This is a genomic window from Alkalicella caledoniensis, from assembly GCF_014467015.1.
GTDB lineage: Bacteria > Bacillota > Proteinivoracia > Proteinivoracales > Proteinivoracaceae > Alkalicella > Alkalicella caledoniensis.
Window position 1 is genome coordinate 852,247 of record NZ_CP058559.1, and the last position, 12,271, is coordinate 864,517.

The following is a 12,271-nucleotide window of genomic DNA, read 5'->3' on the forward strand; positions in this document are numbered from 1 at the left end:
AAAACCCTGCTGCAAAATTTAACACAAGCGGCTGGGTTTTGTTTTAACTTAAATTATTCTTTTATGAACTTTCCTTTATTCCCTAACTCAAAATGTCCCCCAACAGTAAGGGAAAAATGTACTTTGGCTATACCTAAATCTATAAGATCGTATACCATGGTATCTGGTGTAGAAGCACTAACCACACCGTTTTTGTATTCAAATTTTACCGGTAGCCTGTTAATTGCTGATGGAGCTTTTTGAACAGCCTCCATACCCTTAATAAACCAGTTAGGTGTTTCAGCATCGGATACATAAAGGTCTTTTAGAGGCTTAATTTTTCTAAGGGTTAGCTTATAGATAATACTTTCTTTAAAGGTATTTTCTTCATTTACATTGCCTATTGTAAGAACACACACTAAAGTTTCATCATCTGCCACCTTAAAGATAGGGTTCTTTTTCTCAAAGGTTCCACCTACCCAACATGTACCAAGATTTAATTCAGTGGCTTCAAGTACAAGTAATTCTCCGTAGTGACCCGCTTTCTCTTTAAGATGTGGATCATTGGTCTTACCTGCCAGTGTAATTATCGTTCTTACATTGGAAAACATGCCATAGCTTTTCCTAAAGCCATTAAAAGCATCCCTTGCATCCTCTATTATATCCATGGACATATTAGCTTCTTGGTTAAAAATTCTTATTTTTTTTTGAGATAGTCAATCTTTTCATCAGCTATTGGTTCTTGTAAATAACTGCGTCGGGATCTTCTTTTGTTTATGGCGTCTAAATAGTTCATATACATCACCTCGTTAATCTTTGCTGTTAATTTTGCTTTAAGTTTACTATATTGCTATTCCCTTATAATGTCAATCTCTCTTTCTACTGACAGCCTCACAGGCCACTTCGTACATCTTTACAACACCTTCATTGGACGCTATATATTCATACGCATTTTCATAATTTATTCCTATGTTACCTGCTTCCTTAGCAGCATCTATATTTGCACTTAAGTATAAAATGCTCGTGGTATGGTCCTCTTTTGGGCGACATTTATCAGCATTTTTGTGTCATTCAAAATCAGTAAAAACAACATCCCACAATAAGATGTTGTTTTTAGATCAATCTATTCTTCACCATATATACATCAGACTTTCATAAATATTTATCATCTGATTAACTGGCTTCTTTTCTTCTACAGTACTGTGTTTTGAACTATTTGCCATAAAAATTTCGCTACTGCGATAAATAGACTCTAAAACCTTATCAGCTATGACCTTGGGTTCAATGGTCTTTATATAAGTAGGATAGTTGTCAAGGACCTCTTTGAAGGAACTATTTTCAAGGCACACTATAGATGTTCCACACTCTTTAGCTTCCACAGCAGCTAATGGGTATCCTTCATATGTGGACAAGTTTAAAAAGCAATTAGCTGCGTTATATATATAAGGCATATGCTTGTAAGGTATAGGTCCTAAAAAATGCACTTTTTCAGCAATTCCGAGTTTTTTAGCATCATTTAAAAGGTTTATATAGTGGTGCTCTCGCTTCCCTTTTGTACTTCCCACAATTAACAGTTTAAGATTAGCTTCTCTTTTTATCACTTCTTTGAAGGTAGATAACAGTAGGGGTAATTGCTTTCTTTCATGCAAACCTCCTGCATATAGTACGTAGTCATCAGTGATATCATAATGTTTCCTCATAAAGTTCTTGGAGTGAACTTCCCATATATCCTTAAACCCCTTAGAAACTATTGGATAAACAACTTCTATTTTATCTTGGGGCACGTCATAGTATTTGACTAACTCCTCCATAACAAAGTTGGAAACGGCAATAACCTTATCAGCTTTTTCAAGGGCTTTAGGAACCAAATTTATATGTTTATTAAAATATTTATCATCAACTAAAGTCTTGTCACTCATAGGCAGCATGTCATGTATTGTAACTACATATTTACATTCTTTTTCATCTGGTATGGAAAAACCATTGTTTAAGGAATGATATAGTCTGATCTTGTTATTTGACAAATAATTACCTATCAAGCTATAATCATTTTTTTTCCTGTCAATATCAAGTAAATCTATGGCCAGTCCCTTACCTTTATTAAAGGGGATCTCACTGCCTCCATTATTAGTAATCAAACTATACTTAGGCTGAGGGTATATGGTTAGCAAGCTATTTATCAACTCATAGGAATAAGAATATAGTCCTGTGTTAGGTAAATGACTTAAACTAAAGGCATCGAAACATATCTTCACTTATATCACCTCACATAATCTCTTCATCAATATCATAAAGCATATTATCGACATACCTTGTAGGTACCGTCTGATACCTTTTAGTTTCTTCAATGGACTTATTAGTGTTGGGCTTATCAATTTTATCATCATATTGCAACTCTATTAAATAAACGAAGTAAGCATAGAGCTTTCTAGAATCCATAAGGTGAAAGTATGCATCTAGTATAAATACATTTATTCCTTTGATTTTTATAGTATCCTCAGGCAAGTCCATGTAGGTGTTAAATGGAATTTGTATATTAGTAATACTGTCTATTTCTTCTGGAGAGTTCTCCTTATAGAAAATCCTATAATTGATTAACCCACCAAGGATTACCATCTTTTCTGTGGCTCCTCTAACAATTCTATTACTGTCTATATTTAAGCTTATCTCAACTTTCTTTATACTTTTAGCCTCTGATTTACTAGGTGGAATAAATAATGTTTCTACCTGGGAAGAGCGAACAATTTGTCCATAAACTTCTTTTGGTAATTCTTCCTCCTTAGCTAATCCATCCACAATGATAGAGTTACGGATAATCCCCACAACAATCCCCCCTTCTTATAGATATATTTAAGTACTTTCTCTTTTAGTATAAAAAGGTTCTATAGACTTTGTTATCAGTCTGAGAAAGAAGCCAATCATATTTCAGCTATAATTGGTGAACTAAAGACCATATAAACCATAAGACTCCATTTAAGGAAATCCCTTAAATGGAGTCTTACTTTACTTTGTATAATTATCAAAATACCCTTGGATATATACAACAGGAGTTCCTTTATCACCACTACCTGAAGTTAAGTCACAAAGGGAACCTAAAAGATCTGTTATTTGCCTAGGAGTAGTCCCTTGTGCTTCCATGGCACCTGTTAAATCAGCATTTTTGTTTCTTATATGCTCTGAAATAGCATTTTCAAGTTCTGCACCCTTCAACCCAGCAAAGTTGTTATCTGCAAGATATTTTAGTTTTACTTCATTTGGTGTTCCTTCAAGTCCCTTAGTAAATCCAGGAGACACTACGGGATCTGCAAGCTCCCAAATTTTACCCACTGGGTCTTTAAATGCACCATCACCATAAATCATAACTTCAACGTTCTTACCAGTCTTTTCAACTAAAATCTTCTGGATCTTTTCAACAACTCCTTGGCTGTTACGGGGAAAAAGCTTAACTCCATCTTCCGTAGCTTTGTTAGAGCCTAAAAGTCCATAGTCTTCATTATACCCACTTCCATCTATGGATTCAGATAATATGTTGTCTAAGCTGTACACCTTCTGTACACCGTTTTTCAGTAGTATCCTTTTAGTTCTAAATCTTGAGTGAATATCACAGGCAAGAACACTTTTAGTATAGTTTAATATGGTCTTAGGATCATTTGAGAATATAATCTCACAATCTATTCCATACTCTTGAACAAGTGATTTATAGTAGTCAATATAATCAATACCCGTAAAGGTATGCTTTTTATATCCAAATAGGTCTCGATACTCTTTTTCAGTTAAAACATCAGTCCAGGGGTTGATACCTTTCTCATCTAACGTATCAAGGTCAACTAAATGGTTACCAACCTCATCAGATGGATAGCTAAGCATTAAAACAATTTTCTTAGCTCCCTTTGCTATACCCCTTAGGTTTATGGCAAAACGATTACGGCTCAAAATCGGAAAAATAACGCCTACTGTATCATTACCAAACTTATTGCTAACATCCTTAGCAATACTTTCAATAGGTGCATAGTTGCCTTGAGCACGGGCAACTACAGATTCCGTGATAGCCACGATATCCTTATCATTTATAGTAAAGCCCTCAACTTCGGAAGCCTTTAGCACAGTATTTACAACGATTTCCTCGATATCATCACCCTTGTTTATAATGGGTGTCCTAAGCCCTCTAGTAACAGTTCCTACAACTCTTTCCATATCAAATCTCTCCTTAAACTAGTTTGGTAAGATAGAATTATTTTTATTACAACTATACATTATATACCTAAAACTAGGTTTTTAGCAAATAGATATTGCCATATAATCATTAGTAGAGCTAAAAGTAGTATCCCCTAAAATTCCATTTTTTAACTTATAGTACATAAATATTCTCTATTAGTAAAAAAAACTTATATCCACTGCAAAGCACCTTAAAGTCCTGGCAGTAGATATAAGTTTATAAATACTATACCTCCAGATTCACCCCTGGATTGCCATCAGAAGGGATTCTGGGAATGAAGTTAATCCTACGTTTATAAAGATATATGAATGTAAAAGGTAGTATCCCAAATACAGCCACTAGTATCATAACTGTTACAAGGGTAGGATATTTATCAGCAAAGCTTTCAAATGGAACTACTCCTAAAAAAAGACTAAATAGGTTATTACCTAGATGAATCAGTATGGGTGCCCATATTGAACCAGTCCAGATTAATGATAAACCTAGAAATATCCCCATAACTGAAGTATAAACACCTTGGGCTATATTCATATGGTATAAGCCAAATAACAGCCCTTGGAGTATTATAGTAGTTCTCAACGAAACTTTTGTTTCTAACTCATCAAATATAATTCCACGGAACATTATCTCTTCTATAAAGGGTGCCACGATACCAACGCTTAGGAAAAGTAGTAGGACTCCTCCTTGTTCAAGACCTAACATGTTTTCCTCATGTATTTCTAAAGCACTAGGTAACAGGGTGCTCAATAAACTTAGCATAATAGAGCTTAAAAAAATAAATGCCATCCCTGCCACAAATGAAACTATTGCTTTATCCCAAGATAGTTTCTTAAACCTAGACACCTCAAAAATATTTCTTTTTCTCTTTTTCATCATCCTTTTGTAAATAAAAAATGAAACAATACCTGCAAAAATCATGGACATAGGAAGCTGTGTTGTCATCATAGCGTCAATGTTTGAGTTTAAATTCTCTACGTACCCTCGAGCCTCCCACATCATCGCGTAAATAATAGTTACTACAAAAATATACGGAAGTCCTATCAAGGAATGAATCAGTAATACCTTAAGTATATTCCAAGTTGTTTTAAAAAAGATTTTCATTCAAACCCCTCCCCTTTCTCTACCCTTTGATAATAAATGTACTATTTATTATATTCTCTATCTAACTATTAAATCCCTCTATAATAATATACATTTATCCTATGTAAATACCAAAACCCAATTATTTTATATTAAATCTCTCAACCTTTACTGCCTTTTATTCTTTAGGACAATTATCTGTAAAGTATGGTCCAACAGAACTAACAAACATCCTTTATTTCTTAAGCGCTACCTCTATTGTAGTACCATTTTTAAAAATAGATTTTAGAAAAATAAAGGATATAGAGAGGGTATGTGATGCTTCAATGTTTCTTGGAATAGGTATTCTAGTTATTTTGGCTTAGTGAAGTAATATCTAAGATAGATAAAAAGCAGTTGCTCGGTTTTCCGAACAACTGCTTTATTTTTTGCGAAACACACTATATGAGATTTTTTCCACTAACCACCTTCTATTTTAAGCTTAACCCTCTTTATTCTAGTGCTGGTAACCTCTAACACAATAAACTTTAAATCATTTATAACAACAGCTTCTCCTTCTTGAGGAAAATGCCCAAAAACTCCCGTTATGTAACCACCAATAGTTTCAAAGTGTTCTGAGCTAAGATTCGTTCCTAATACTTCGTTAACCTGATTTAAGCGGGTTAGGCCATCAATAACATAATTTCCTTCGCCAACATTTTCTATATCATTGTAAACTCCACCATATTCATCACCAAAATCACCAAAAATTTCGTCCACTAGGTCTTGAATTGTTATTATACCAGAAGTACCACCATACTCATCTACTACAACGGCCAACTGAAATCTATCTTTGCGCATCTCTTCGAATAGCTCAACTATTCTCTTGTTCTCAAAGGTATAAAAAGTCTTGCGCAGGTTCGATTTAATATCAAATTGTTCTACTTTTTTATCTTGGAAAAAGACATCCTTTATATGCAAAAATCCAATTATGTTATCTATGGTATTTTCATATACGGGAATTCGAGTATAAAGCTCCTTTCTAAATACCTCTAATATATCTTTAAAGTCAGAAGAAACATCAACTGCTTCTATGTCCATTCTAGGAATCATAATTTCCCTCACCAATGAATCTCCAAATCGAAAAACATTGTGAATCATTTTCCTTTCCTCTATGGCTAGTACCCCTTCTTCATGCCCTACATCAACCATGGTCTTTAATTCTTCCTCTGTAATCAGTGGTTGCTGGGTATCAATCTTGCCACCAAAAAGTCTAATTACAAATCCTGTGGTAACAGTAAGGATAACAACTATAGGGCTTAAAAATTTAGTGATCAATAACACAGCTGGGGAGACTTTTATAGACATTTTTTCTGAGTTAGCAGCAGCTAAGGATTTAGGAGTAATTTCTCCAAAGATTAACACAAGCAATGTCATTATACCTGTGGCTATACCAACACCTCTATTACCATATATATCTATTGCCAAGGATGTGGCAAGGGCAGATGCACCTATGTTGACCACATTATTACCTACTAAAATTGCACCTAAAAGATTGGAAGGATTATCAAGAAGTCTTCCTACTAGCTCAGCACCCTTTACTTTTTCTTCTATCATATAACGTATTTTTATTTTACTTAAGGACATCAAAGCTGTTTCTGACGCCGAAAAAAAACCAGAAAAAAATAGTAGAACAGACAGTATAGCTATCCGCAAAACAAAATTCGGATTCAAATTAAACACACTCCTTAGAGCAATCTAGATTCCTTACACACTTAGTATGCAGAAATAGAACCCTACTAATACAATAGTTGAATCTGATTCTTAATAATATACCAAATTCATAGAGTTTTTGTTATAATGAAATTATCAAAACAAAGAGGTGATTACATGATAGTTATCAATGTTACCATTAAACACAATGATATTATAGCTGCCGTAGAAGCTTTGACTGAAGCGAAATTTACCTTCGTTAAAAAAGACAAAATGAAGCTATACTTTGAATGTGATAACAATGATTTAGAAGCCATGGCTAAAGTGGTAAAGAACAGACTAAAGACAGATCCAATTTTTGGGATACTTTATTTCCAAGTAACAACAGCATAAAAAAACATCCTCCCTTTTGCACATAAGGGGGGATGTTTTTATTTTATCTATAGTTCTTTTTTTCTGTAGATTCTCATGGACAATCCCATGGAGCTAGCTAATGCAAGTGAAGCTATTAGTGGCAAAGCTTTACCTACAAACTCTATCACTTCAGCAATATTTATCTCATGACTAATATCTAGCTTAGTAAAAAAGATAAAAATAGCTGCTGGGAGAAAAAACACCAACATCACGAGTATTCTACCTTTTTCTACACCAAACTTAAATTGTATAGGTAGTATCATAGATAAGACAACAATACTCAACCCAAATAATGCTAAAATACCTTTAACATTTCCCCCTGCGTCACTTGGCAAAAATTTGTTTAATAAAAATATCAGTACAAGCCCTAAAGAAGAGCACATTATTCCTAGTAAGTATTTACTTATAACTATTTCCCGTCTACTTATTGGCATGGATAGTCCATATTTATCCCACTGTGCCCGTTCATCAAAAGCCATGGCTGTTACTGGAACCATGGTACAAAACAAAAATAACATTGTCCCTAACATAGAGGCGTCGCCAGTGGCAAAGGCCATTAGGGAGTAAAATACTATGGCAACCATATAAACTTTCCCTTGTTTTCTTAAGTTCATTAAGTCCTTTAAAATAAGCCCCTTCATTATTTCCCCTCCTTAAGATGAAATAACATAATATCCTCAATACTAGCCTTTTCTATAAGTAAACTATCCTTTACCTTATTTCTATAAACCAGAGCCTCTACTCCAAATTTATGTTTGCGGTACCCCTTAACGGCAGTGGTATCTATAGCTTTAAATTCCTCTTCTGAGCATTTCAGTACTCCGTAACTGTCCATCAAATCATCCTTTGGCTCAGAAAAAACTAATTTTCCCTTATGGATAAATGTAATATAATCACAGATTTTTTCTAGATCACTAATTATATGTGAAGATATAAAAATGGAGTTTCTTTCATCTTGGATAAACTCTAAAAATACATCAAGGATTTCATCCCTAACTATTGGATCAAGGCCACTGGTAGCTTCGTCTAGAAGAAGAATCTTAGAGTCATGGGCCAGTGCCACAGCTATAGATAACTTCATTTTCATTCCCCTTGAATAATCCTTAATAGGTTTTTTCAGTGGGAGGGAAAATTGTTGCATATATTTATTAAATTTCCTTTCATCCCAAGTCCTATAGATATTTTTCATAATCTTATTTATTTCTTGTTGGGAAAGGTTTTCTGGAAAACAACTTTCATCTAGCACAACTCCAATATGTTCTTTAATGTCTTTACCTGCATTGCGTAAATCTTTACCTAACACTTTTATTTCTCCAGTATCTCGGCTGATTAAATCTAAAATAAGCTTTATTGTAGTACTTTTTCCTGCACCATTTTCTCCTATAAAACCCATGATGCAACCAGATGGCAGAGTAATATTTAAGTTTTCTAAACTAAATCCATCATATGTTTTACTTAGATTTCTAATTTCCAAACCATTCATCCTTTATTCCCCCTTGTAAATAAGTACTAACATTTGTAGTAATTCTTCAAGACTTAAACCACAAACATTAGCTGATTCCACGATATTTTGCATATGATTTTCAATGTTGCGCAGCTGCTCTTCTTTGATAAAATCAATATTCTTACTTGCGACAAAACTTCCTTTACCGGTAAAAGAGACAATAAACCCGTCTCTTTCCAGCTCCTCATAGGCTCGTTTTGTAGTGATAACACTTATGCGTAGCTCCTTTGCAAGTAGACGCATGGAGGGTAGGGCGTCCCCATCCTTTAATTGTCCTGAGATTATCATATTTTTAATCTGCGAACTAATCTGCTCATAGATGGGCTGACCACTGGAATTGCTAATTATAATATTCACAGTTAACCACCTTTCAATGGTAATATTGTATATAACCATTATATACAATATTACCAAAAATGCAAGTACTTTTTTAAATTTCCTTTTAAGACACATCCTAGCTTCAAAAACAACATATGTCTAAACAAAAATACCCCCTTGTAGCAATATTGCTACAAGGGGGTATTTTTGACAGTCTTACGCTGCAAGTACCCCTTAACTATTAACTTATTTCGTTCCATACTCCTCTATCTAAGAAACTCTTAGCCCTATTTTCAGCTTTTGATACAATTTCACTGCTGTATCCCATTATGCTTAAGAGTTTAATGGCATTTCTTGTTTCTGCCCTACCTGGGTATAATTTGTAATCAAAAATTATTTCATCCTCGATTATTTCCTCTTGGAAATGATAATTTTCGAACACATTCCTTAAGATTCTAGTTAGCTCCACATCATGTGTAGCACTTACACATAAACAGTTACTTTTTGCTATAGAGTCTAGGACCTCACTAGATGCTGAGATTCTCTCCACAGTATTAGTTCCCCGCAATATCTCATCTATAAAGCATAGGGAACTAATACTATTATCTATGCTTTCAATTATCCTCTTCAATGATTTAATCTCCACAATATAGTAACTTTCATTACCCATTAGATCATCCTTTAGTGCCATGGAAGTATAAGTTTTAAAATACGAGGACTCATACTCCCTAGCCAGGCAAGTATAAATGGTTTGAGCCAGTATTGAATTTATAGCTATGGTTTTTAAGAAAGTAGATTTTCCTGAAGCATTGGACCCTGTAACTAAAATAGATTTGTGTATATCACATGAATTTGAAACAGGGTTAGTTATAAGTGGATGATATATTTCTTTAAATGCCAATTGTTTACTTTGTTTATGGTTTAACACTGGTTTAGTATAACAGTTTAGGCTTTTACGATATGAAGCTACAGAAATCAAACTGTCTATGTAACCTAGAAACTCGTAAAGAATCTTTAAAGATTGTTGATTTTTTCCTATTGTATTGTTGATTTTTTCAAGCTTTATAACATCTGTTAAGAAGAACATTTTTGTGTATTCCATAAATATATCCATCTCAATCATCCCTTGAGGAAAAGAGAAACCTGATTTCTTAATACTCTTTAAATTACTTAGTGCCTCCCTAGCTGGATTGAAGTAATTTTTCAACCCTAAATCCAACTTTAGTATACCATTTGCACATTGTATCATAGAAACTATATAGTTTAGCCTACGCATCTGAAACTCCGTTTCTTTAAACCTTAGTACATGGATTAAAGTGTTCGCTGCAATAGAAGCAAAAAAAACTAAAATCGCCAGTGGGTTAACAAAAGATAAACCAATAGATATCAAAGGTATTAAACCCAAAACCCTATAATATATCGACTTATTAGCGTGTGTCCATTTTTGGTTAAAAAAGTCCGAGGCACATGCACCCCTATCCTTGCCTAATTTGGCAAGATTAAAAGCAACATCTTCCCTTTCCTTTGCCTTTTCTTCAAAGTACTTTATAATGCCATCCATATTCCTTAATTGATCCTCTTCAAACAAAGGCTCCCGCAATTTGTTATACAAAAATTCTTCCCCCACAGAAGATTGAGTGTTGTTAATTCTGCTAAAGACCTCATTCATGTTTAAATCATTCCATGTTATATCATCGATATAAAAACCCTTACTTTCTTTAGTATTTCTAAAGTAGCTAGAGATGGACTCTAATTCATCTTCACTATACTTTACTTTTTTTTGTTTACCCCATCCTCTTGTTATCTCTTCTCTTAGCTTTCTTAATTTTTTCCTGTGGTTCCATATGTTAACTATGAACACTCCTACAACAATGGAAACTAAAATAAATATTCTACTATCTGGCATAAGAGCTTTATCCCCCTATTTGATTTTATATTTTAATTCATTCCAATCCCATTTACTCATCCTATCTGCAAAGCACCCACCGGGTAACTCCCATGGGTATAGTAATTCTTTAATTAAAGACTAATCCCTTCTATATCATAAAATTATTAATAAAAAATTAATACCCATCGGCTTGACCAAAAGTCCGATGGGTATCTTATCACTTGAGTTTACAAACTGTTTTTCGCTAAAAGTAACCCTCCAGTTATTCCTGCATTATCTCCTAATGTAGGGGTAACTATATAAGAATCTGCATCAGGTACTTCAACGTATTTTGCAAGTAATGTAGTAAACTGTTCTTTTACTAGGTCAAGGATTTGAGGTTGATGCATTACTCCTCCACCTATGATAATTTTTTCTGGTCTAAGTATTAGTGTATAGCTCACACAGGCTTGTGCCAGGTAGCTGGCCAATATCTCCCAAATTTTGTGGTCTGTCTCAAGCTCTTGGGCTTTTACACCATATCTTTTCTCTATAGATGGTCCTGAAGCTAGGCCTTCTAAACAGTCACCATGGTAAGGACATACACCTTCAAAATCATCTTGGGGATGTTTCTTTATTAAGATATGTCCCATCTCGGGGTGCCCAAATCCACCTATGAAGTTACCGTTGAATATAGCCCCACCACCTATTCCAGTACCAATTGTCAAGTATAGGCAACTATCATTATCAACAGCACCACCTACTTCATACTCTCCTAGACATGCTGCATTCACATCTGTTGTCCAACCTATGGGTATATTATAATGCTCTTTCATTTTTCCCAGGAAATTAAAATTGTTCCACCCCTTTTTAGGAGTAGTGGTTATGTAACCGTAGGTAGGAGACTTTTCCACAATATCAATGGGGCCAAATGAGCCAATACCTATGGCTTTTATGTCATTATATGTATCGAAAAACTCAAATATCTTCTCCAAAACCTCTTCAGGTGTCGTGGTTGGAAAAGATACCCTCTCAAAAATCTTTAACTCTTCATCACTAACTGCACAGACAAACTTAGTACCACCAGCTTCAATAGCACCAAACATGATAAACCCTCCCCTTTTTGTTTTGTAATTTATTATATCAAAATATTGATAAAGATAAAACAAATTCAAGTTCTAAAACACTAACAGATTACGCC

At 34.2% G+C, this 12,271-nt stretch carries 12 protein-coding genes; 1 reads left to right on the top strand and 11 read right to left on the bottom strand.

What is annotated here, in order from left to right; genetic code table 11:
• Nucleotides 1-53 precede the first annotated feature (53 nt).
• From HYG86_RS04205 to HYG86_RS04230, 6 genes are all read right to left on the bottom strand, one after another.
• Nucleotides 54-647: a nitroreductase family protein gene (locus HYG86_RS04205; protein WP_213167695.1), complete on the bottom strand. Its 594-nt coding sequence runs from the start codon at nt 645-647 to the stop codon at nt 54-56.
• 462 nt (nt 648-1,109) lie between these two features.
• Nucleotides 1,110-2,234 (bottom strand): glycosyltransferase family 4 protein, encoded by a 1,125-nt coding sequence (locus tag HYG86_RS04210; RefSeq protein ID WP_213167696.1) that lies wholly within the window; start codon nt 2,232-2,234, stop codon nt 1,110-1,112.
• A gap of 10 nt (nt 2,235-2,244) precedes the next feature.
• Nucleotides 2,245-2,802 (bottom strand): hypothetical protein, encoded by a 558-nt coding sequence (locus HYG86_RS04215; protein ID WP_213167697.1) that lies wholly within the window; start codon nt 2,800-2,802, stop codon nt 2,245-2,247.
• A 180-nt stretch (nt 2,803-2,982) separates the two neighbouring features.
• A complete protein-coding gene (locus HYG86_RS04220; protein WP_213167698.1) occupies nt 2,983-4,173 on the bottom strand; it encodes a coenzyme F420-0:L-glutamate ligase in 1,191 nt (396 codons plus the stop codon).
• Between the two features lie 247 nt (nt 4,174-4,420).
• Complete coding sequence (locus HYG86_RS04225; protein WP_213167699.1) at nt 4,421-5,296, bottom strand: CPBP family intramembrane glutamic endopeptidase; 876 nt, start codon at nt 5,294-5,296, stop codon at nt 4,421-4,423.
• A gap of 438 nt (nt 5,297-5,734) precedes the next feature.
• Entirely contained in the window at nt 5,735-6,997 is a 1,263-nt protein-coding gene (locus HYG86_RS04230; protein ID WP_343064197.1) for an HlyC/CorC family transporter, read from the bottom strand.
• A gap of 147 nt (nt 6,998-7,144) precedes the next feature.
• Between HYG86_RS04230 and HYG86_RS04235 the strand changes: the two genes are divergently transcribed.
• A complete protein-coding gene (locus tag HYG86_RS04235) occupies nt 7,145-7,360 on the top strand; it encodes a hypothetical protein (protein ID WP_213167701.1) in 216 nt (71 codons plus the stop codon).
• Between the two features lie 47 nt (nt 7,361-7,407).
• Here HYG86_RS04235 and HYG86_RS04240 read toward each other — a convergent pair whose 3' ends face one another.
• From HYG86_RS04240 to HYG86_RS04260, 5 genes are all read right to left on the bottom strand, one after another.
• Nucleotides 7,408-8,022, bottom strand: a complete 615-nt coding sequence (locus HYG86_RS04240; RefSeq protein ID WP_213167702.1) for an ABC-2 transporter permease — start codon at nt 8,020-8,022, stop codon at nt 7,408-7,410.
• On the bottom strand, nt 8,022-8,864 hold the full coding sequence (locus HYG86_RS04245; RefSeq protein WP_213167703.1) for an ABC transporter ATP-binding protein: 843 nt from the start codon (nt 8,862-8,864) through the stop codon (nt 8,022-8,024). Before HYG86_RS04245 ends, HYG86_RS04240 begins: the two co-directional genes overlap by 1 nt.
• Before the next feature lie 3 nt (nt 8,865-8,867).
• Nucleotides 8,868-9,242 carry a GntR family transcriptional regulator gene (locus HYG86_RS04250; RefSeq protein ID WP_213167704.1) on the bottom strand — a complete coding sequence of 125 codons (375 nt, stop codon included), beginning with the start codon at nt 9,240-9,242 and terminating at the stop codon, nt 8,868-8,870.
• A gap of 202 nt (nt 9,243-9,444) precedes the next feature.
• Nucleotides 9,445-11,109, bottom strand: a complete 1,665-nt coding sequence (locus HYG86_RS04255) for a MutS-related protein (RefSeq protein WP_213167705.1) — start codon at nt 11,107-11,109, stop codon at nt 9,445-9,447.
• A gap of 209 nt (nt 11,110-11,318) precedes the next feature.
• Entirely contained in the window at nt 11,319-12,176 is an 858-nt protein-coding gene (locus HYG86_RS04260; protein ID WP_213167706.1) for an ROK family protein, read from the bottom strand.
• Nucleotides 12,177-12,271: the final 95 nt, after the last annotated feature.

Coding starts and splice junctions, on each gene's coding strand:
- HYG86_RS04205 (WP_213167695.1), bottom strand. CDS start 647: ATGGATATAATAGAGGATGCAAGGGATGCTTTTAATGGCTTTAGGAAA.
- HYG86_RS04220 (WP_213167698.1), bottom strand. CDS start 4,173: ATGGAAAGAGTTGTAGGAACTGTTACTAGAGGGCTTAGGACACCCATT.
- HYG86_RS04225 (WP_213167699.1), bottom strand. CDS start 5,296: ATGAAAATCTTTTTTAAAACAACTTGGAATATACTTAAGGTATTACTG.
- HYG86_RS04235 (WP_213167701.1), top strand. CDS start 7,145: ATGATAGTTATCAATGTTACCATTAAACACAATGATATTATAGCTGCC.
- HYG86_RS04240 (WP_213167702.1), bottom strand. CDS start 8,022: ATGAAGGGGCTTATTTTAAAGGACTTAATGAACTTAAGAAAACAAGGG.
- HYG86_RS04245 (WP_213167703.1), bottom strand. CDS start 8,864: ATGAATGGTTTGGAAATTAGAAATCTAAGTAAAACATATGATGGATTT.
- HYG86_RS04255 (WP_213167705.1), bottom strand. CDS start 11,109: ATGCCAGATAGTAGAATATTTATTTTAGTTTCCATTGTTGTAGGAGTG.
- HYG86_RS04260 (WP_213167706.1), bottom strand. CDS start 12,176: ATGTTTGGTGCTATTGAAGCTGGTGGTACTAAGTTTGTCTGTGCAGTT.